Annotated in this window: 22 protein-coding genes; 9 read left to right on the forward strand and 13 right to left on the reverse strand. The window is 61.7% G+C overall.

What is annotated here, in order from left to right:
• Window positions 1–8: 8 nt before the first annotated feature.
• On the reverse strand, window positions 9–335 hold the full coding sequence (locus CIT26_RS21185) for an ElaB/YgaM/YqjD family protein (protein WP_095494378.1): 327 nt from the start codon (window positions 333–335) through the stop codon (window positions 9–11).
• Between the two features lie 333 nt (window positions 336–668).
• Between CIT26_RS21185 and CIT26_RS21190 the strand changes: the two genes are divergently transcribed.
• Window positions 669–1,049 (forward strand): response regulator, encoded by a 381-nt coding sequence (locus CIT26_RS21190; protein WP_095494379.1) that lies wholly within the window; start codon window positions 669–671, stop codon window positions 1,047–1,049.
• A gap of 38 nt (window positions 1,050–1,087) precedes the next feature.
• Here the strand turns inward: CIT26_RS21190 and CIT26_RS21195 are convergent, their stop codons facing one another.
• Together CIT26_RS21195 and CIT26_RS21200 are read right to left on the reverse strand one after the other, a co-directional pair.
• Entirely contained in the window at window positions 1,088–1,639 is a 552-nt protein-coding gene (locus CIT26_RS21195; protein WP_029348707.1) for an RNA polymerase sigma factor, read from the reverse strand.
• Window positions 1,640–1,642: 3 nt separating this feature from the next.
• On the reverse strand, window positions 1,643–1,843 hold the full coding sequence (locus CIT26_RS21200; RefSeq protein ID WP_095494380.1) for a NepR family anti-sigma factor: 201 nt from the start codon (window positions 1,841–1,843) through the stop codon (window positions 1,643–1,645).
• Window positions 1,844–2,079: 236 nt separating this feature from the next.
• Here CIT26_RS21200 and CIT26_RS21205 point away from each other — a divergent pair, with 236 nt between their 5' ends.
• The 6 genes from CIT26_RS21205 (at window position 2,080) to CIT26_RS21230 (ending at window position 5,585) form a co-directional block, all read left to right on the forward strand.
• Complete coding sequence (locus tag CIT26_RS21205; RefSeq protein ID WP_065007451.1) at window positions 2,080–2,874, forward strand: response regulator; 795 nt, start codon at window positions 2,080–2,082, stop codon at window positions 2,872–2,874.
• 239 nt (window positions 2,875–3,113) lie between these two features.
• Complete coding sequence (locus CIT26_RS21210; protein WP_023797107.1) at window positions 3,114–3,281, forward strand: DUF1328 domain-containing protein; 168 nt, start codon at window positions 3,114–3,116, stop codon at window positions 3,279–3,281.
• Window positions 3,282–3,430: 149 nt separating this feature from the next.
• Window positions 3,431–4,465, forward strand: coding sequence for a sensor histidine kinase (locus CIT26_RS21215; RefSeq protein WP_095494381.1), 1,035 nt, complete (start codon window positions 3,431–3,433; stop codon window positions 4,463–4,465).
• 155 nt (window positions 4,466–4,620) lie between these two features.
• Window positions 4,621–4,803, forward strand: a complete 183-nt coding sequence (locus tag CIT26_RS36725; RefSeq protein ID WP_095494382.1) for a hypothetical protein — start codon at window positions 4,621–4,623, stop codon at window positions 4,801–4,803.
• Between the two features lie 133 nt (window positions 4,804–4,936).
• Window positions 4,937–5,263 carry a hypothetical protein gene (locus tag CIT26_RS21225; RefSeq protein WP_095494383.1) on the forward strand — a complete coding sequence of 109 codons (327 nt, stop codon included), beginning with the start codon at window positions 4,937–4,939 and terminating at the stop codon, window positions 5,261–5,263.
• 79 nt (window positions 5,264–5,342) lie between these two features.
• A complete protein-coding gene (locus tag CIT26_RS21230) occupies window positions 5,343–5,585 on the forward strand; it encodes a YMGG-like glycine zipper-containing protein (protein ID WP_095494384.1) in 243 nt (80 codons plus the stop codon).
• Window positions 5,586–5,680: 95 nt separating this feature from the next.
• On the opposite strand, the gene CIT26_RS21235 is transcribed toward CIT26_RS21230, so the two are convergent.
• The 4 genes from CIT26_RS21235 to xylF all read right to left on the reverse strand — a co-directional run bounded on the left by CIT26_RS21235 (window position 5,681) and on the right by xylF (window position 10,825).
• Window positions 5,681–7,324: a CHASE domain-containing protein gene (locus CIT26_RS21235; RefSeq protein WP_095494415.1), complete on the reverse strand. Its 1,644-nt coding sequence runs from the start codon at window positions 7,322–7,324 to the stop codon at window positions 5,681–5,683.
• A gap of 113 nt (window positions 7,325–7,437) precedes the next feature.
• Complete coding sequence (locus tag CIT26_RS21240) at window positions 7,438–8,232, reverse strand: ATP-binding cassette domain-containing protein (protein WP_095494385.1); 795 nt, start codon at window positions 8,230–8,232, stop codon at window positions 7,438–7,440.
• Between the two features lie 93 nt (window positions 8,233–8,325).
• On the reverse strand, window positions 8,326–9,657 hold the full coding sequence (locus tag CIT26_RS21245) for a sugar ABC transporter permease (RefSeq protein WP_095494386.1): 1,332 nt from the start codon (window positions 9,655–9,657) through the stop codon (window positions 8,326–8,328).
• A 127-nt stretch (window positions 9,658–9,784) separates the two neighbouring features.
• Window positions 9,785–10,825 carry a D-xylose ABC transporter substrate-binding protein gene (gene xylF / locus CIT26_RS21250; protein WP_095494387.1) on the reverse strand — a complete coding sequence of 347 codons (1,041 nt, stop codon included), beginning with the start codon at window positions 10,823–10,825 and terminating at the stop codon, window positions 9,785–9,787.
• Window positions 10,826–11,091: 266 nt separating this feature from the next.
• Between xylF and CIT26_RS21255 the strand changes: the two genes are divergently transcribed.
• On the forward strand, window positions 11,092–12,339 hold the full coding sequence (locus CIT26_RS21255) for an ROK family protein (RefSeq protein ID WP_095494388.1): 1,248 nt from the start codon (window positions 11,092–11,094) through the stop codon (window positions 12,337–12,339).
• A gap of 175 nt (window positions 12,340–12,514) precedes the next feature.
• Here the strand turns inward: CIT26_RS21255 and phoB are convergent, their stop codons facing one another.
• From phoB to CIT26_RS21285, 6 genes are all read right to left on the reverse strand, one after another.
• A complete protein-coding gene (gene phoB / locus CIT26_RS21260; RefSeq protein WP_023822590.1) occupies window positions 12,515–13,204 on the reverse strand; it encodes a phosphate regulon transcriptional regulator PhoB in 690 nt (229 codons plus the stop codon).
• A gap of 16 nt (window positions 13,205–13,220) precedes the next feature.
• Window positions 13,221–13,928 (reverse strand): phosphate signaling complex protein PhoU, encoded by a 708-nt coding sequence (gene phoU, locus CIT26_RS21265; RefSeq protein WP_095494389.1) that lies wholly within the window; start codon window positions 13,926–13,928, stop codon window positions 13,221–13,223.
• Between the two features lie 38 nt (window positions 13,929–13,966).
• Window positions 13,967–14,782, reverse strand: coding sequence for a phosphate ABC transporter ATP-binding protein PstB (gene pstB / locus CIT26_RS21270; RefSeq protein WP_095494390.1), 816 nt, complete (start codon window positions 14,780–14,782; stop codon window positions 13,967–13,969).
• A 12-nt stretch (window positions 14,783–14,794) separates the two neighbouring features.
• Window positions 14,795–16,408, reverse strand: a complete 1,614-nt coding sequence (gene pstA, locus CIT26_RS21275; RefSeq protein ID WP_095494391.1) for a phosphate ABC transporter permease PstA — start codon at window positions 16,406–16,408, stop codon at window positions 14,795–14,797.
• Entirely contained in the window at window positions 16,401–17,789 is a 1,389-nt protein-coding gene (gene pstC / locus CIT26_RS21280) for a phosphate ABC transporter permease subunit PstC (protein WP_095494392.1), read from the reverse strand. Before pstC ends, pstA begins: the two co-directional genes overlap by 8 nt.
• Window positions 17,790–17,907: 118 nt before the next feature.
• Window positions 17,908–18,912 carry a PstS family phosphate ABC transporter substrate-binding protein gene (locus tag CIT26_RS21285; protein WP_095494393.1) on the reverse strand — a complete coding sequence of 335 codons (1,005 nt, stop codon included), beginning with the start codon at window positions 18,910–18,912 and terminating at the stop codon, window positions 17,908–17,910.
• Between the two features lie 724 nt (window positions 18,913–19,636).
• Between CIT26_RS21285 and CIT26_RS21290 the strand changes: the two genes are divergently transcribed.
• On the forward strand, window positions 19,637–19,999 hold the full coding sequence (locus CIT26_RS21290; protein WP_095494394.1) for a hypothetical protein: 363 nt from the start codon (window positions 19,637–19,639) through the stop codon (window positions 19,997–19,999).
• Window positions 20,000–20,285 lie beyond the last annotated feature (286 nt).

Raw genomic sequence — 20,285 nt, forward strand, 5'->3', positions numbered from 1 at the left:
GCTGAGGCTTAGCGGCGCGCGAGAAGCGCGAACAGAAAGCCGACGCCTGCCGCGATCGCCAGCGACGTCACCGGCTTTTCGCGCACGCTCGCCACCACTTGCGCTTCGAGGTCCTTGGCGTTGCTGCGCAGGGTATCGAAGGCTGCTTCGCCCTGGGCGCGCAATTGCTCGACACCTTCGGTCGCGGCGCGGCGGGCCGTCCCGTAACCATGTTCACCGGTCTTGGCCAATTGCTTGGTGAGTTTTTCGATATCGGCTTTTAATTGCCTGATGTCGGCCTCCAGATCCGAATCCCCCCGGCTTGCGTTCGCGGCCTTTCCTGCGGCAGTCGCCATTGCTTAACTCCTTGCTTCTTGGCTCCAAACGCTCGATACACGCCAAGGTTCCGAAATCGGAACGAGGTCCATGAAAGGGTGTTTCGGCGTATGAGTCCAGCTCGACTCGAGCATCCCGGGATCGGCGTCAGATCAGCGGCCGGCGATCCTCGCTCAACCTCTCCCAGCGAGGTGAGCTTTCGTCAAGGATCGAGGTTCCGTCGTCTGCGACCGGCATGCCTTTAGATGACAGGATGCCAAATAACTTTAGATGACAGGAAGCCAAATAGAGACCATGACTCCTCTGTTCCCTGCGCTTCCCCTTTTCCCCGCGCTCCACGGAGACATTGCCACGTGCCACCCTTGCTTGACGGATTGCGGATTCTTGTCCTGGAGGATGAATTCCTGATCGCCATGGATGTCGAGCAGCTTTGCCGCGACTATGGTGCCGGCGACGTGATCGTCGCCCGCGATCTGGGTGAGATCGATCGGAAGAGCGTTGCCTCTCAATTCGACGCAGCCATCGTCGATCTCATGCTGGGCGGCGCTTCGACACTCGATTTCGCTTCGCGGCTGCGCGAATCGGGCGTGCCTTTCGTCTTCGCCTCGGGCTATTCCGACATGGACGAAATCAAGGTGTCCTTTCCGGATGTCAGATTGGTCACCAAGCCTTATTCGGGAGACGATCTCGTGCAGGCAGTGGCGGCGGCGTGCGGGCGCGGCCCTCTTGTCTGATGTCCGGAAAACCGGCCCGTATTACCGGGGGTCAGTATTCAGGCGGCGTTCGACCCCGTCACCTGAGCCGATATCGCATCCGGGCCAAACTCGTCATCGCCGGAAATCTTTAAGATTTCCTGCAGCCGCGTGCGGGCGCGGCTGACGCGGCTCTTGATCGTTCCGACAGCACAGCCGCAGATCTCAGCAGCTTCCTCGTAGGAAAAACCCGAAGCGCCGATGAGAATGATGGCTTCGCGCTGGTCCTCAGGCAATTGCTCGAGCGCGCTACGAAAGTCCTTGAGGTCGAGCTGACCGTGCTGGGCCGGATGAACGGCTAGCCTGGCTGTCATGATGCCGTCGCTGTCCTGTACCTCGCGGCCGCGCTTGCGCATCTGCGAATAGAATTCGTTGCGCAGGATGGTGAACAGCCATGCCTTGAGATTGGTGCCCGGCTCGAAGCTTTCATGCTTATCCCAGGCCTTCACCAGCGTTTCCTGCACCAGATCGTCGGCCTTGTCGGCGTTTTGCGTCAGCGACACGGCAAAGGCCCGCAGGCTCGGAATCGAGCCGAGCAGATCGGTCTTGAAGCTCTGCGAGACGGCCGCCATGCCTCAATCCTTTTTCCGTGCAGGTGCAGGTTGGGCCTGTTCCAACTGTCTGAGCAATTGGGCGAAACGATCCGGCACATTGTCGGAGACCAACTCGTCGTAATATTGTTTGAGTTTGCGGCCGATTTCCGAGTTTGGCCCGAGCGGGTCGCCGGAAGCTGCCCGGCGCCTGTTTGCAGCGCCAGCCGTGGTATCTTTCGTCATGTCTTCATTTCGCCCTTGTTCCCAGTACCCTGCCGCCCTTCAATACAAGACGCAACGCAAGCAGCACCCTCGTCTGGTTACCCCATCCCGACCTCAAACGCCGTCCCATTATATTAGTTCCACAACCATCGGAACTTTTTCGGAAATCCGGCGTTTGTGTTTTCAGGGCTATTTTCGGGGCTTGTAATCAGCTTGGTCTGCAATCTACGCAATTACGTCAGAGGGAGACGTCCATTATGAGCCTATCCGCAACCATCGCTCCGCACCTGCCGTTCCTGCGCCGCTTCTCGCGGGCCGTTTCCGGATCTCAGGAGAGTGGCGACGCGTTGGTCGCCGCGATGCTCGAAGCTATCATCGCCGACGTCGACATCTTTCCGGACGCGTCGAACGACCGCATCGCGCTCTACAAGGTCTTCGCCAGGCTGTTCACCTCGGTCGCCATCCGCGTTCCGCAAGAACACCCGCAGTCGGCGTGGGAACAGCGCGCCGCCGCCAATCTGAACGCGATCTCACCCCGTCCCCGGCAGGCGTTCCTGCTGGTCGCCGTCGAAGGTTTTAGCGAAGACGAGGCGGCGGAGATTCTCGACGTCGACGATCAGGAGTTCTCCGAACTTCTCGCCGAGGCCAGCAACGAGATTTCCCGCCAGGTGGCAACCGATGTGCTGATCATCGAGGACGAGCCGCTGATCGCCATGGACATCGAGCAAATGGTCGAAAGCCTGGGCCATCGCGTCGTCGGTACTGCGCGTACCCACGCCGAAGCGGTGGCAATGTTCACAAAGACGCGGCCGAAGATGGTGCTGGCCGACATCCAGCTTGCCGATGGCAGCTCGGGCATCGAAGCGGTGAACGAGATCCTGTCGTCCACGCCAGTGCCGGTGATCTTCATCACCGCCTTTCCCGAGCGCCTCCTGACCGGCGAGCGGCCGGAGCCGGCCTTCCTCGTCACCAAGCCGTTCAATCCGGATATGGTCAAGGCCCTGATCAGCCAGGCGCTGTTCTTCGACCGGCATGCGAAAGCCGCTGCATAGGACCGGGCGGCCCAGCCTTCGAGCGCCCGTTTCCACAGTTCCACAGATCGCCCGTTTTCCACAGATGAATGACGCTGGCCGCTTGCGGCCGGCAAACGTCACTTGCGCCTCCAACTTCCCCCTGCGCATGACGATTCAATTCGGGCCGGAAAGATTTCCAGGGATCGTCTTTTTCGGGAAATGGTGGAACAAACGGCAGCGAAAGACGTTTTTGCCGTACCATTTGAAGGAGATGGATCATGCTTTACTGGGCGCTCGTGTTTCTCGTCGTCGCGATCATTGCAGGCGCTCTTGGTTTCGGCGGTATCGCCGGCACCTCGGCAGGTATAGCGCAGATATTGTTTTTCATCTTTCTCGCTTTCCTGATCATTTCCCTTATCGCGGGCTTGTTTAAACGCGCGTCGTGAACTGCGATCGAACACTGGGAGCCGCACCCCTCAAGCGGTTTCCAGCTACCGCCGGGCGGAGTCCTTACTGGACGTCGCTCGGCGGACCTCTTTTGGGAACCCAATTTTCCGTCAGCCGTTCAGCCTGCATTGGGCGGGTGAAGTGACCGATGCAATCCAGAGCCGGAGACATGAAAGACAGCGGACGGAGCGATGAGATCATCGCTTTGCAGTCCGCTGAGAGTGGAATGCAGCTTGGCCGGGCCCTTCTCCATGCGCTGCACAATGCCGGCATTTCGGTTCTCTATCAGGATCGCGAGATGAAAACCATCTGGGCCCGCAACATGCGCCCGCCATGGGCGTCCGATACGGCCGACAGCAACGGCATCCTGCCGCTGGCGCAGGCGGAGCGTATCGGTGCGGCCAAACGCAAGGTCGTCGCATCCGGCAATCCGGAACATCTTGAGCTCAGCATTCCCGCCGACGATGGCGTCCGCTGGTTTCAGGTATGGGTAGACGCGGATCGCGACGGCGGCGGCGCCGTACAGGGCGTCGTCACCACCATGGTCGAAACGACCGAGCAGAAACGTCGCGAGCAGACCCTGAAGACGCTGCTGCGCGAGGTCAGCCACCGCTCAAAGAACCTTTTGGCAATCATCCAGAGCATCGCCACCCAGACCAGCCGTTATTCGGACACGCTCGGTGATTTCCTGACACGCTTTCGCGGCCGGCTGCAGTCCCTTGCCTCATCCCAGGACCTGGTGACCTCGTCGAACTGGCGGGGAGCGGCACTGCGCGAACTGGTGTCCGGCCAGGTCGGCCGCTATGGAGCCGACCCTGTGCGCAGCTTGCGTTTCCAGGGTGCAAATCCGTACCTCAACCCCAATGCCGCCCTGCATATCGGCTTGGCCATGCACGAGCTTGCCGTCAATTCGGTCAGCTACGGCGCTCTGTCGCGAGCCGACGGATTCGTCGAGGTGACGGCCGATCTGACGGCCGCTTCCGCTGGCGAGACCGCACTGTCGCTGACATGGGCCGAAGCCATCGGAGCCAATGACAATCAGCCCAGTGAGAAGCGCTTTGGCAGCGTCGCGCTCGAGCGCGTCGTGCCTGCGTCGTTGAACGGTACGGCGACACTTGAAATCACCGGGGACCGCCTCGAATATCGTCTTGTCGTTCCTCGCGGCAATTTCGAGACGGATTGACCGGACAACAGCCAAGCCAAAGAGGGCTGGGGCAAGAGGGTTGGTACCGGCCGCGCCGGGTTAACCATCTGTTCACCATAAAGTCCGATGCTGTTTTTCCCAGACACCGCTCCGCATGACGTTTTCGATCGCAGTTGCTGCGCAGTACGGGAGGAATGGCTTTGACGGTTGCCGACATCAACAGGCTGGAACAGGCCGCACGCGTTTCGATGGGCGGGTTTCAGGATCTCGAAGCATCCGCGATGCCGTCGCCCCGTGCTTCCCTCCCGACCCCCGGCCTCGCCGCGATCGGGCTGGCTGCAGTGGTCGTCCTGGCCGCCGCGTTCCAGTTGATCTAGAGCGTCGGACCCAAAGTGGCCGGCGGCTTGTGCTTGCCTCATGTCGATTTGTTCTCCAATCAGTCGCGCGCCAGCCTACATCGCAGGAACTTTGATGAATGTGGCCCGTTCTTATGGCGGGAGGACCGTCGCCATGGAACACATCGCTGCCGTGTTGCTGGTCATTGGCTGTTCGAACACGATGACCGAGTGTCGCGAACTGCCCGTATCGGTGAGCGTTTTCGAAACCGCTCAGGAATGTACCGCTGCGCGTCCGTTTGCGTTGAGCGATGTGCAGGGTCAGGCTCCGCGCATAATTGGCAAATGCCTTTCCGTCGATCCGGCACTTGAGGATGATTACGACCAGATCGTCTGGAATGTGCGTCCGGACGGCACCCTCGACGCTTCCGTGGAGATTTCCGATCTTGAGGTTGCCTCGAACGGCGCGCGCCCCGAAAAAGATTCTCTTAGCCAACAATGAAATCGAGCAGGCAAAACGCTTTTTCGCATGATAAATGACGGGAGGAGCTACAAGTGGGACAAAAGCGAGGAGTGACCCTATGCGGAAGATGATTATTGCCATGGTTGCCGTGATCGCGGTCAGCGGTTGCAGCACCACTGAGCGGGATGTCGGCGTCGGCGCCGGTGTCGGCGCTCTGGCCGGCGGCCTGATTGACGGCGGCAAGGGCGCGCTCGTCGGCGCAGCCATCGGTGCCGGTACCGGCCTGCTGGTGCGCAACCTGCGCAATGGCTATTGCCAGTACCGCGACAACCGTGGCCGTCTGTTTACGGCTCGCTGCTGATCCGTTTCAAACGCAAGAGGCAATAGAAGCGGAGACCGGACGGGCCGGTCTCTGTTTACTTGCGCCTTCGAAAACGGTCGGTTTGCGGCAGCGTTTCAGCTCGACAATGGAATCCTGATTTCCACGTTCAATCCGCCATCGTGAAAATCGCGATTGATCGTACCGCCCAATTCGCGCGTGACGTTCAAATCGATCAGCTTGGTGCCAAAACCGGTTTTGACAGGTGCTTCGAGCTTCTTCTGGCCGGCTTCGCGCCAGTTGAGAACCAGCGTCCTGTCGCGCCCGCGGCCTTCGACCGACCAGTCGACCTTGAGCGCCCAGTTGCCCTTGAGGGTAGTGGCCGAATTGCCGGCTTCGCCATATTTCAGCGCGTTCGTCGCCAGTTCGTGAAAGGTCAGGCCGAGCGCTTGCGTCGTCGTCTCGTCGAGCAGCACCTCTGGCCCCGACAATATCCCCTCGGGAAGCTCCTTGCCGAACACCTGGCCAAGCTCGATGCGCAAGAGATCGCCGAGATCGGCCTTCTGCCAGCGCGAGCGCGTCAGCATATCCTGGGAAGCCGCCATCGCTTGCAGCCGGGCCGAAAAGGAAGACGAGAACTCGTGGACGTCGGTGGCGTGCGATGCCGTCTGGCGCGCGATCGCAAGCACCCGCGTGATGGAGTTCTTGATGCGGTGCTTCATCTCCTGCAGCATCAGGTCTTTTTCGAGCAGGCTTTTTTCCGTCGTTTCATGAAGCAGCGAGACCGCGTCATAGGCCCGCTCCTGATAGCGGGCCACCAACGCGATGGTTCCCGCGAGCAGCAGTCCGAACAGGCCGAGCATCACCGGAATGGCGCGCGAGGAAGGTTGCGAGAACGCGCTTGTCGGCCTGAACAGGACGGTCCACGGACGTCCGGCGATGGTGAGCTCGCGAGAAACCAGCAACCTGTTGCCGAAGCTCGACGCCGGCGGCGTTTCCGACTGGAACAAAAGATGGTCGGCATCCACCTTGCCGTCATAGATTTCGATGTTGACCGGCAGCAGCGGCGTCCGGCTGAGCGCGGTCTGAAACAGGTCGCGGGCGCGGAAGGCCGCATAAAGAAAGCCTGATGTCGAGGATCTGGACGCAGCGATGCCGTCCTGGGCGGTTTCGACGTTGAGCCGCACGAAGACCAGGAAGCCGGTGAAGGTCTGCGCAGCACCTGTTTCCTGGCCTAGCTGCACGCGCCCGCTCGCGTGCTGCTGGTTGTCGGCCATCGCCCTTTCGATCGCCTCGCGGCGCACCGGTTCGGTGAACATGTCGTAGCCGATGCTGGATCGATTGGAAGGGTCCAGCGGCTCGAACAGCGTGATGGGCGTACGCCATGGCAGCGTTGTCGTAGCCGGATAGATCGCATCGCTGGCGCCATAGTCGTGCAGGATGGCACGCTCGACCGCTGCCTCGTCGCCGGCTCTCACCAGCCGGAGAAAGCCGATACCGCGCAGGCCGGTAAAATTGTCATTGATACCAAGTGCTTCGAAGAACGCCTTGAACTCGCCCCGCGAAATGCCACCATTGCGCGCCTCGAACAGCGCATGGGTCGATCGCAGCAGCGACAGATGCAGGTCGATGCGGCTATCGATCCGGTTGAGCGCATCGTCCGCCGTCGCCTCGAACTTGATGCGCGCTGCTTCCTGCGTGGCGAAATAGGCGAATCCCGCCATCGTCAGGCTTGCCAGCGCGACGGCGATGAAAGCGACGATCGGAAAGAGCTTCTTCAAGTTGCTGCTGCGGCCCATGGTTCCCCATCTTATGGGCAAGTCCCCGTGGCAACACAATGGCGCGGCCAAACCATCATGACGGCTGGCATATCACATGACAGGTATTTGAAGCTTCAGGCGGCGATTTTCAGCGCACCTGGCCCCGGAATGGCACCGGGCGGGCACTTGCCCAGGATGATCATGCCGAGCACCTCGTCCTGGGTCACGTCGCTGGTGCGCGCCGTGCCGACGACCCGACCATTCTTCATCACGCAGACGCGGTCGGCAAGCTCGAACACATCGTGGATGTCATGGCTGATCAGGAAGATGCCGATGCCGTCGGCCTTGAGCTGCATGACCAGTTCGCCGACCTGCGCCGTTTCCTGCGGCCCCAGTGCCGCCGTCGGCTCATCCATGATCAGGATGCGGGCGTTGAACAGGATGGCGCGCGCGATTGCCACCGACTGGCGCTGGCCGCCCGAAAGTTTGACCACCGGCTCCTTGAAGCGCTGGAAGCGGGGATTGAGCCTGCCCATCACCTTGCGCGCCTCGGCCTCCATGGCGCCGTCGTCGAGCGTGCCCCAGCCGGTCATCAGCTCGCGGCCGAGGAAGAGGTTGGCGGCGGCGTCGACATTGTCGGCGAGCGCCAGCGTCTGGTAGATCGTTTCGATGCCGTATTTCTTGGCGTCGCGCGGATTGGAGATCGAGGCCTCCTCGCCATTGACGAAGATCTGGCCCGAGTCGCGCTTGTAGGCGCCGGACAGGATCTTGATCAGCGTCGACTTGCCGGCGCCGTTGTGGCCAAGCAGCGCCACGACCTCGCCGGGGAAAAGGTCGATCGACGCATCGTCGACAGCGCGAATGCCGCCAAAGGCAATCGAGATGTTGCTCATATCGATCAGTGGCGTGGGAACAGTTGTGTCAGCCATGATCGTTCCTCCCTATGGTTTTTGCTTGAGCATGGTCTTGTCGAAACCGGCGTCCAATTTTCGCTGACGCGGACCCTCGGTTCGGGATCATGCTCAGACCCGCTTGCGGTAGACGGTGTCGAGCCAGACGGCGACCACCAGGACGGCGCCGACGACGACGCTCTGAAGCGGTGAATCGATGCCGAGCAACACCATGCCGGACTGCAACGACTGCATCAGAAGCGCGCCCAGCATGGCGCCGAGAACCGTGCCGGATCCGCCGGCCAGCGACGTCCCGCCAATGACCGCAGCCGCGATGACCAGCAACTCGTCCAGCGTACCCAGCGCATTGGTCGACGCATTGAGACGGGCCGACGCAATCGCCGCGCTGATCGCGGCCAGCACGCCCATGATCATGAACACCTTCATGGTTACCCAGCGCGTGTTGATGCCGGCGAGTTCCGCCGCTTCCGGATTGCCGCCGATGGCAAAGACATAGCGGCCGAAACGGGTGCGCCTGGTGATGAAAGTCATGACGATGCCGACGGTGACCGCGATCAGCACCGGTATGGCGATGCCATGGGCGATGAACAGCCCGCCTTCCGGGACGGTGATGCCGGTCCGCTGGGCGTATTGGCGAACGATGCCGATCGGCCAGGGGTAGGAATTGGCGACCCAGACGGCGCCGAGGATGGCGGCGCAGGCGACAACACCAAGCAAGGTCTCCGCCCAGACCGGCCGCAGCGGGAACTTGAACCGCTTGCGCTGCGATCGGCCGTTGAGCAGCATGAAAGCCACGGCCACACAGGCGAGAATGCCGACGATCCAGCTTGCGGTTGCCCCGATCGAGCCACGCGGCCCGCCACCCATGAGCTGGAATGTGGCGTCGAGCGGCGCGACGGTGCGCCCGCTCGTCATCAGCCACGCCATGCCGCGCCAGATCAGCAGGCCGCCCAGCGTCACGATGAAGGCCGGAACCTCGAGATAGGCGATGATGAAGCCCTGGAGCGCGCCGATCATGAGGCCGAGCGCTACGCCGACAGCCAGTGCGATGATCCATATCCAGGGATTTCCAAGCTGAAACCCCATGACCCGGATCAGGAATTCGGCCTGGGCGACGCCCATCACCATGCCGATCACGCCTTCGACGGAGCCGACCGAAAGATCGATGTTGCGCATCACGATGACCAGCACCATGCCGGTCGCCATGATCGCGACCGAGGAGGTCTGCACCGACAGGTTCCAGAGATTGCGCGGCGTGAGGAAGAGCCCGCCCGACAGGATGTGGATTCCAACCCAGATGACCAGCAGCGCGCCGACCATGCCGAGCATGCGTATGTCGAGCTCGGTTGCCTTGAGGAAGCGGCCAACGGAGCTGAGCTCGGATTCACGCGCCCGATCGGCAGCTGTATCGGCGGCCGGCGTGTTGGAAGTCGTGTCGGTCATGATGTCCTCCCACCGGGTTGCCGTCTGCCGCGCTTAGAAGTTATCCGCGAGAAGCGGAAAAACAATTCTTTTGAAAAAACGCCGCGGCGTGAAGCCGCGGCGTTTCAGGCTTCTTCCGAAGGCCGGATCAGTTGCAGACCGGGACGGTGCCCGCTGCCACGCCGGCGCAGACCTCTTCCTTCTTGATCCAGCCCGCGTCGATGACGACGTTGAGATTGTCCTTGGTGATGGCAATCGGCGTCAGGAACAGCGACTTGACGACATTGCCGCCCGGCGTGGTGAAATCCTTGACGCCCGCAATGTCGGTCATCTGCTTGCCGTCGGCCAGTTGTGAGGCGATCTCGGCAGCGTTCTTGCCGAGCTCGCGCGCGTCTTTCCACACCGATACGGTCTGCGTGCCGAGCGCGATGCGGTTCAGCGCGGCATGGTCGCCGTCCTGGCCCGACACCGGGACGGATCCGGCCAAGCCTTGCGCCGTCAGCGCCGCGACGACGCCACCGGCGGTGCCGTCATTGGCGGCAACCACCGCATCGACCTTGTTGTCGTTGGCGGTCAGGAACTGTTCCATGTTCTTCTGGGCGTTGGCGGGAAGCCAGCCGTCCGTATAGGCCTCGCCGACATTCTTGATCTTGCCGCTGTCGATGGCATCCTTGAGCACTTCCATGGAGCCGGCGAACAGGAAATCGGCATTCGGATCGGCGCCCGAGCCCTTGATAAAGACGTAATTGCCTTCCGGCGCCACCTTGAACACTTCGCGGGCCTGCATGCGGCCGACTTCCTGGTTGTCGAAGGTCAGATAGAACACGTCCTTGTTCTCGATCAGCCGATCATAGCCGACGACCGGAATGCCTTCGTCCAGCGCCTTCTGCACCGCCGGCCCGATGGCCGAGGCATCCTGCGCAAGGATGATCAGCGCGTTGGCGCCCTGCGAGATCAGGCTCTCGACATCGGTCAGCTGCTTTCCGGGATTGGACTGTGCATCGGCGGAAATATACTTGTCGCCGGCTGCCTCGATCGCCGTCTTCATGGCGGCTTCGTCGGTCTTCCAACGCTCTTCCTGGAAGTTCGACCACGAAACGCCAATGACCTTGTCCTTGGCCTGTGCGACCGACGCGAGCGTCAGCGACATGGCGACCCCCGCCAGAATGGCGGCTGCGAATCTCTTCATGATATTCCTCCCTGCGCCGCGTACGGCACGACCAACTGGCCCGAAGGCCGGCACAAAGGCCCTATTTTTTCGAGCCTCGAAAAAATACTGGTCCAACGCCGAAGCGCTGTCAACATCAATTCCGATGGATTTTGATGTCCCTGCCGACTTATTTCGAGCCTCGGAATAAACAATGACAGGGCCCGCTGCTTCTGCGACTATTTGTCGGACATTACCGACGGTTTCCGATTCATGAGCGGCCGCGGCAATAGGGAGGAAGCAAAAGAATGTCGGTTGGAATCCGTCATGACGATTTGCGCCGGCGCAACCGGGCCATGGTGATTTCGGCGGTACGCCGGGCTGGCCAGCCGTCGCGGACCGAGATCGCCGCAACCACCGGCCTCAGCCATTCGACCATATCGGCGATCTCTTCCGACCTGATCCAGGAAGGCATCCTGACCGAGATCAAGGCGAGCGAGACCGTTTCGATGAAACGCGGCCGACCGCAGGTCGGCCTCAGCCTCAATCCGGAAGCCGCTGCGGTATTGGCGGTCGTGTTGTCGCTGAATTTCCTGTCGGTCGCCGTCATCGACTATGCCGGACAGGTGGTCGCCGAGGAACAGCGCCGGCTGGACACGCTGACCATGTCGCGCGACGAGCTGATCGGCGAATGTGTCGCCATCGTCCGGCGGCGGCTCGAAGACCCCGACCTCGATGTCCAAAGCGTCGCCCGCATCGCGCTGGCGATCCAGGGCATCACCGATTCGCATGCGCGCGCCATGTTGTGGTCGCCGATCACGCCGCAGACGAATATCGCCTTCGCCGACATTCTGGAACGCGAGTTCGGCATCCCGGCCATCATGGAGAACGACTGCAACATGATGGCCGTGGCGCTGCGCTGGCGCGACCCGGATCGCTACCGCGACGATTTCATCGCCATCCTGCTCTCGCACGGCATCGGTATGGGGCTGGTGCTGAAGGGCGAACTGTTCACCGGCACCCATTCCTCGGGCGGCGAATTCGGCCACATGATTCATCGGCCGGGCGGCGCGCTTTGCCGCTGCGGGCGGCGCGGCTGCGTCGAGGCCTATGCTGGCAACTACGCCATCTGGCGCAACGCAAGGCAATTGAGCGAGAACGCAGAGCCGGTCGCCGATGTCAGCGACGCCGAGATGCGGGCACTGGCGGCCCGGGCGCGCCAGACGGACGGACCGGAGCGCGAAGCCTACCGCAAGGCCGGCGAAGCGCTCGGCTTCGGGCTCGGCAGCCTGTTCGCGCTGATCGATCCGGCGCCGGTCGCTATGGTCGGCGCCAGCGCTGCCGCCTTCGACCTGATCGAGCCGGCCCTGCGCGAGGCCATCGCCCAGACCGCCGGCGGGCATCATTCGGGTTCGATTTCCTTCGACACCGAGACGAACGAGCTGCCGCTGATCCGCGAAGGCTGCGCCTTGCGGGCGCTGAGCTTCGTCGACCAGGAGATTTTCGCGCCGGGCACCCAGGCACGAGCCAGCTCGGTCGGAAAGAACGTGGCTTGAATTCGAAGGCAGGGATCCCCGGATCGCGACTTGGGGATGTGTTGAGATTCAGGTCAGGCCGAGTCGAGAACAGTGGGTTCCGAGAACCGGAGCAGAGCGTACTTTACTTTTGGGCACGTGAGCAGCGGAAGCGCAGGAAGCCGCCGGTGGCAGGCCGGCATCACTTGAATATCAGCTAGTCTTCCCTGATCGCATAGCCCGCGCCGCGGATGGTGCGAATGACATCGGGCATGCGACCATTGTTGACCGCCTTGCGCAACCGTCCGACATGGACATCCACCGTGCGCTCGTCGATGTAGATCGTCTCGCCCCAGACATTGTCTAGCAACTGGCTGCGCGAGAAGACCCGACCCGGGTGCCGCATCATGAATTCGAGCAGCCGGAATTCGGTTGGCCCGAGCCGGATCTCGCTCTTCTTGCGATAGACCCTGTGCGATTCGCGATCGAGCACGATGTCGCCGACCTTAAGCACGCTGGACAGCACTTCGGGCTTGGCGCGGCGCAGCAGCGCCTTGACCCTGGCCATGAATTCCGGCGTCGAGAACGGCTTGACCAGATAGTCGTCGGCTCCGGTGGAAAGGCCGCGCACCCGGTCGCTCTCCTCGCCGCGCGCGGTCAGCATGATGATCGGCAGCCGCTCGGTTTCGGGACGCACCCGAAGGCGCCTGCAAAGTTCGATGCCGGAAACCGCCGGCACCATCCAGTCGAGCACCAGAAGATCGGGCACGTTTTCCTGCAGCCGGATTTCGGCCTCGTCGCCGCGCGTCACCACCTCGACCTGATAACCTTCGGATTCCAGATTGTAACGGAGGAGGACGCCCAGCGGCTCTTCATCCTCCACCACCATGATGCGCGGCGCGATCATCGGCCGGTCACTCCTGTCATGTCGCCGGCGCCGACATCGTCGTTTCGTCTAGCTTCGGGCGATCCGCCGGCAATTGCTGCCCGGTCACGACAAAGTAGGCGTTTTCGGCGATGTTGGTGACATGATCGCCGATACGCTCGAGATTCTTGGCGCAGAACAGAAGATGCGTGCAGGCGGTGATGTTACGCGGATCCTCCATCATGTAGGTCAGCAGTTCGCGAAAAACCGCCGTGTATTTCACGTCGATCTTCTGGTCGTCGGCGCGCAGTTCTTTCAACGCGCCGGCATTGCGCGACACATAGTGCTCGATCACGCCGCGGAGCTGCACAAGAACGAGATCCGCCATAGCGTCGATACCGTGCGACAGATTACGCGGCGTGGCGCTCTGCCCGACTGCGCTGACCCGCTTGGCTATGTTCTTGGCCAGGTCGCCGATGCGCTCGAGATCGCCGGCCATGCGGATTGCGCCAACCACGGCGCGCAGATCTTGCGCCATCGGCTGCCGCTTGGCGATCAGCGTGATCGCACTATCGTCGAGTTCGCGCTGCCGCGCATCCATGATGGCGTCGTCCGAGACGACGCGCTGCGCCATCGCATTGTCTGACGCAAGCAACGCGCGGATCGAGGCTGCGACCATCGCGGCGGCGAGCTCGTCCATGTCGCGGATCAGCCTGTCGATGTGCTCCAGTTCCTCGTCGAAAGATGCGACGGTGTGTTCACCCATGATACTGTCCTCGTGTTCGAAATTCGCCGCCGGACTGCTCAGCCGAACCGGCCGGTGATGTAGTCCTGGGTGCGCTTGTCGTCGGGGTTGGTGAACATCTTGTCGGTCGCGCCCTCCTCGACCAGATAGCCGAGATGGAACATCGCCGTGCGTTGCGACACGCGCGCTGCCTGCTGCATCGAATGAGTGACGATGACGATCGTGTAGTTCTGGCGCAGTTCGTCAATCAGTTCCTCGACGCGGGCGGTGGCGATCGGATCGAGCGCCGAGCAGGGCTCGTCCATCAGGATGACTTCAGGCGACACCGCGATGGCGCGAGCGATGCACAGGCGCTGCTGCTGGCCACCGGAAAGGCCAGTGCCCGACTCGAGCAAGCGATCCTTGACCTCGTTGAACAGGCCGGCCTTCTTCAGGCTCGATTCCACGATGCCATCCAGCTCGGCCTTGCTCCTGGCCAGGCCGTGAATGCGCGGACCGTAGGCGACGTTTTCGTAGATCGACTTCGGAAACGGGTTCGGCTTCTGGAACACCATGCCGACGCGAGCTCGCAGCTCGACGACATCGATTTTCGGGTCGTAAACATCCTCGCCGTCGAGCGTGATCTTGCCGCTCACCCGCGCGATGTCGATCGTGTCGTTCATTCGGTTCAGGCAACGCAGGAAGGTCGACTTGCCACAGCCCGATGGGCCGATCAACGCCGTCACCTGGTTCTCGCGGACATCGAGATCCACGTCGAACAGAGCTCGCTTCTCGCCGTAATGAACAGAGACCTTTTCGCCCTTCATCTTGATCGAAGGCTCGTTGGTTCCGCTACTCAGTTTCTGTTCGACGCTGGCTTCCGTCATGATGTTCATATCCTCTACTCCTTACCAGCGCCGCTCGAAGCGCCTGCGCAGTATCACCGCGATGGCATTCATAATGACCAAAAACACCAGCAAAATCAAAATCGCCGCCGAAGTCTTCTGCTGGAATCCCGCTTCCGGAAAATCGGCCCACATGAATATCTGCACCGGCAGGATTGTCGCGGGATCGGTGAAGCCGCCGGGAATGTCGACGATGAAGGCGACCATGCCGATCATCAGCAACGGCGCGGTTTCGCCCAGCGCATGCGCCATTCCGAGGATGGTGCCGGTCATGATACCCGGCATCGCCAGCGGCAGGACGTGATGGAACACAGTCTGGACCTTGGACGCTCCGATGCCAAGTGCTGCCTCGCGGATCGACGGTGGCACAGCGCGCAGCGAAGCGCGCGAGGCGATAATGATGATCGGCAGGGTCATCAGCGCCAGCACCATACCGCCGACCACCGGGGCCGAGCGCGGCATGCCGAAGAAATTCAGGAATACGGCAAGTCCAAGCAGGCCGAAGACGATCGAAGGCACCGCTGCCAGATTGTTGATATTCACTTCGATGATCGTCGTCAGCCGGTTCTTGGGGGCAAATTCCTCAAGATAGATCGCCGCCGAAACGCCGATCGGGAAGGCGATGGCGAGCGTAACGATCATGGTCAGGAACGATCCGACGACCGCGCCCCAGACACCGGCCAGTTCCGGCTCGCGGCTTGCGCCGGTGAAGAAGAAGATCGAGTTAAACCGGCTTTCGATCAGGCCGGCGCTCTTCAGCGTGTCGAGCCAGACGATCATCTTGTCGGAAATCTTTCGCGATGCTTCCGGCGTGTCGATGACGCGCAGGAATGCCTGGCCGCTCGCGGCGGGCGCCGTGCTGTCCAGCGCCTCGATCACCGTGCCCTTTGCGACCGCCGTCCCGCTGGCCCCAGGCGACAGCGCGGTCAGCTTGACGGTACCGCCATTGAACGCGACCAGCAGCGACGATGCGCCGCTCGTCAGCGTGAGCATACCGTTTTCGCCCTCGGTCGCACCATGGCCACGCGCCAGCGTCAACATGGCGTCGTCGCCGAAGGTCAGATCGATGTCGCCGCTGGTTTCCGAAGGCGTGACGCTTGTCGAAATCGCTTCGTCCGAACCGACGTCGGCAAGCAACCCCTTGAGATAAAGGTCGGCAAAATCGTCAAGTGGAACCGCATAGTCCACCGTTCCTCCGAGCATCCCCGGATCAGCCGCAATATCTTTGCGCAGGAAGACGCCTGTGCCGGTGGAAATCAGTCCGCGCAGCAGGCGCTTGTCCTGACGGCTCGTCACATCAGGAAATTTTGCCGTAAGCGCTTCCTGAGCGATGGCGTCATAGTTGGCGGCGTCGAGTTTCGCCGGGTCGACCTTGGCCGCCGAAAGATCGATCGGCAGCGTCAGATAGTTCTGCCGCAGCGCCGGGATCGCCTGCGTGACGATCGTCGACAGGAGCAGCACAAGGAATAAGCCGGCCAACGCGACGGCTGCGGCGCCAAGCCATTTGAACCACGTTTCAGTGCGGTAACGACCTTTCAGCCGCACCTTCGCGGCATCGTCGGTATGAATGCTGACCGGCCGTCCGACGGCGCCGAATGACGAGATCGCATTAGTCATATTGCTCTCGGTATTTCTGGACGACGCGCAAAGCGACGATGTTGAGGGTAAGCGTGATGCAGAACAGCACCAGGCCGAGTGCGAAGGCTGCAAGCGTCTTGGCGCTGTCGAATTCCTGATCGCCCACAAGCAGCGTCACGATCTGTACGGTCACGGTGGTGACCGCTTCGAGCGGGTTGGCCGTGAGGTTTGCCGCCAGCCCCGCCGCCATGACCACGATCATTGTTTCGCCGATTGCGCGGCTGACGGCAAGCAGCATCGCCGAAACGATGCCCGGAAGGGCAGCGGGAAGGACCACCTTGCGGATGGTTTCCGACTTGGTCGCACCGAGGCCGGCGGAACCGTCTCTCAGGGATTGCGGAACGGCATTGATCACATCGTCGGAAAGCGAGGAAACGAAGGGAATGATCATGATACCCATGACCACGCCTGCGGCGAGCGCGGATTCGGACGCGACGTTGAGGCCCAGGCTTTCGCCGATACCGCGGAAGTAGGGCGCAACCGTCAGCGCGGCGAAGAAGCCGTAGACGACGGTCGGAATGCCGGCGAGGATTTCCAGTACCGGCTTTGCGATCGCGCGGACGCTTTTGGAGGCGTAATCCGAAAGGTAGATGGCAGCCATCAGCCCGATAGGCGCAGCCACCAGCATGGCGATGAAGGTGATGAGCAACGTGCCGGCAAAGAGCGGCACCATGCCAAAAATATCCTGGTTGACCGCCCCGGCTTCCGTTCCGGCGCCGGTGAAGGCGCTCTGCGGCGACCAATGCGTGCCGAACAGGAACTTATAGAATGGCACCTGTTGGAAGAACCGCAAGGACTCGAAGATAAGCGACAGGACGATGCCGATCGTCGTCAGGATCGCGACCACCGAACAGGCGATCAAGAATGCGCGAAGAACGCGCTCGACCACGTGGCGCGCCCGGTAGGCCTGTGCGATACGCGAATAGGCCCAGTAAAATCCGGACGCGGAAAGCACGAGCGCGACGGCCCAGATGATCCAGGTGCTGGTCGTATGGATCGATTTGTAGACGGCCGCGGCCGCCTCTTTCGCCGGATCGGCGAAGCCGACAAGCCCGCCAAAGGCCATCGCGCGAGCGTCCCGGATGAAAGCTTCGACCTGAGGAACGCCCATTCCCGACAACTCGGAGGAGAAGCGGTCGGCAATGATCGACGATTCAATTCCCGGCGTCACCAGCGACCACAACACGATCGCAAGCAGCGCGGGACCGGCAGCAAAAAGCGCCAGAAACATGCCATGTTGGCCAGGCAGCGAATGCAGTCGCGCGACGTCGCCATTGACACTGGCAATGGCGCGTGTCCGGCCGATCCAATAGGCGGCTGCGGCCAGAACCAACAGAAGAACAACGAGATAACCGACCATGATTCGGGACGTCCCCTCGACCGCCGGTCATTCACCGGCTCAAAGCACGGGACCTATGGTCCCGCGCTTTGTGCTTTAGAATATGAGGGTCAGAGCGGTACGCTCGGACCCCGAAACATCAGGAGCCCATGCCCTTCAGGGCCTTGGCGTTTTCGGCCCATTTGGCGCGCTCGGCGTCCGGCAGCGGGATCAGGCCCTTGTCGGCCAGATAACCATCAGGACCCCATGCAGCCTCCGAGGTGTACTCGGCGATGAACTCCTGCATACCGGGGATGACGCCAACATGCTCTTTCTTGGCATAGACATAGAGCGAGCGGGAAACGCCGTAATCGCCGGATGCGATGTTCTCGAAGGTCGGCTCGACGCCGTCGATCTTGTGACCCTGCAGCTTGTCGGCGTTCTGGTCAAGGAACGAGAAGCCAAAGACGCCGAAGGCATTCGGGTTGGCTTCCAGCTTCTGGACGATCAGATTGTCGTTTTCGCCGGCCTCGACAAAAGCGCCGTCTTCGCGGATCTCGCCGCAGCCCTTTTCGTTAGCCGCCTTCACTTCTTCCTGGCAGGCCGCATCCATGACGAGTTCAACGAAGGCATCGCGCGTGCCGGATGTCGGCGGCGGGCCAAGCACCTCGATCTTTGTCGCGGGAAGCGACGCATCGACATCCGACCAGTTCTTGTAGGGGTTGGGGACGACCTTGCCGTCAACAGCGACGTTCTTGGCGAGCGCCTTGAAAACCTGTTCCTTGGTCAGATCGACGACAGTCCCTGCCTTCGAGTTGGCGAGCACGATGCCGTCGAAGCCGACCTTGATCTCGACCGGCGTCACGCCGTTTGCCTTGCAGGTCTTAAGTTCGCTGTCCTTGATGGCGCGCGACGCATTGGTGAAGTCAGCGGTATTTTCGCCGACGCCCTGGCAAAACAGCTTCATGCCGCCGCCGGTGCCAGTCGACTCGACGACCGGGGTCTTGATCTTTCCGCTCTGGCCGAGCTTTTCAGCGACAGCCGTCGTGAAGGGGAACACTGTGGACGAACCGACGATTTGAATCTGGTCGCGCGCGGCGGCATAACCAGCCGACGCGGCGAGCGCAAGCGCCGCGGCCGACGCCGTAAGGAGGAATTTCTTCATGTGGCCTGCTCCTGTTCGGAAAATGGTCTCTCGGCGCCATTCCTTCGGCGCCCGCTGAGGCCAATAGCCCCCGATTATTACAGTCACATGACAGTTTGATGTCAGCCCGGTAACGCGGCACTGCCGTGTCGAAAAGGAAGCGCCGCGGGTCGCGCCGGCACAGCCGTGGTTTGCCGCTGGAATCAGCAGCTTGCACGATTTCCGGCCGACATTTGCCCTCGACAGGCGAGACAATTGGCGCCGAAAAAGAAAATCCGGGCGGGAGCGCGTTGCATGCGGCCAAGGAGGTCATGGCCGCGCCATCGCCGAAACAGGTCCGTTGGGGTAAATCTGACCCTGCTTCTTGCCGGCGGTCGCTGCTCCCGCCCGTAACTGGAGGAGCGGAACTCGATGCGCTTATTGTCCCAACCGGACGCGCGCTTTGGTATGGTGCGATCGCACCATAGTTTTGTCTGCAACAACGTCGCCGAATCTCGGCTGAGCTCTACAGCCTGACGCGGATGCCAATCCCGCGTTGCGCTGGATTTCTCCGTCCGCGCCGAGCGACAGCGCGGCGCGCCCTTTCCGACGCGCTAGGGACGCTGCGGCATTTTGATTTTTGCGCACGATCCCCAGCGAAATCGATACCGATTCTCCGGGTCATGCGCTAGCCTTGCCCGTGATGTATTCCGACGGTTGTCGGTGGAACCGAGGCCGCGTTATAAATCCCGCAAGGGTGTTGCCGATGTTGGGACGGATCCTGCCTTTTTTCCTGTGCCCGATGCTGCTGTTGGGGAGCGGCTGCTCGCGCAGCTACGACGGCACCGTCGTCATTCCGAGGCCGCTTGACGTCCGGCGGTTCTGGGACAGGCCGCCGCAGCAGGCGCAGCCCGAACAGCCGCAGTTGCTGCAGACCGATGTCTTTCCTGTGGCGCCCGAAACGCCGAAAAGGGCGGCGGCCCCCGGTATCAAGACTCCTGTGCCGCCGAGAAGGCACACCCGGAGGATTTCCAACGATCCGCCGATGCCGTTATCCGAGCCGACAAAACCGCTCACCTGCAGGAACGTCAGCCAACCCGGGAAACGGGTCCGCATGGTCTGCGAATAGCCGGCATTCAAACGGTGGCAGCCAAAATATCCCCTCCTCAACGCTACTGCGCACCTGACGCAGCGGTTCGGTCAGACGCGCACGCGATCGCCGAAAGCATGAACTGACTGGTGGGTTTCGGGCTGCCCGATCGATCCGGCGCCCCGATCAATCCGGTGTTACCGCCCGCCACGTTGAAACCTTATCCCGCCTTCGACGTTAAACGGCCATTGCAGCGCCGCGCGTCCCTATTGCGGCGCCGCGCGTCTCTTGGACGCAGAAAGGGCCGCTGTGACGTTCGTTTGGC

This window comes from Mesorhizobium temperatum, assembly GCF_002284575.1.
Taxonomy (GTDB): Bacteria; Pseudomonadota; Alphaproteobacteria; order Rhizobiales; family Rhizobiaceae; genus Mesorhizobium; species Mesorhizobium temperatum.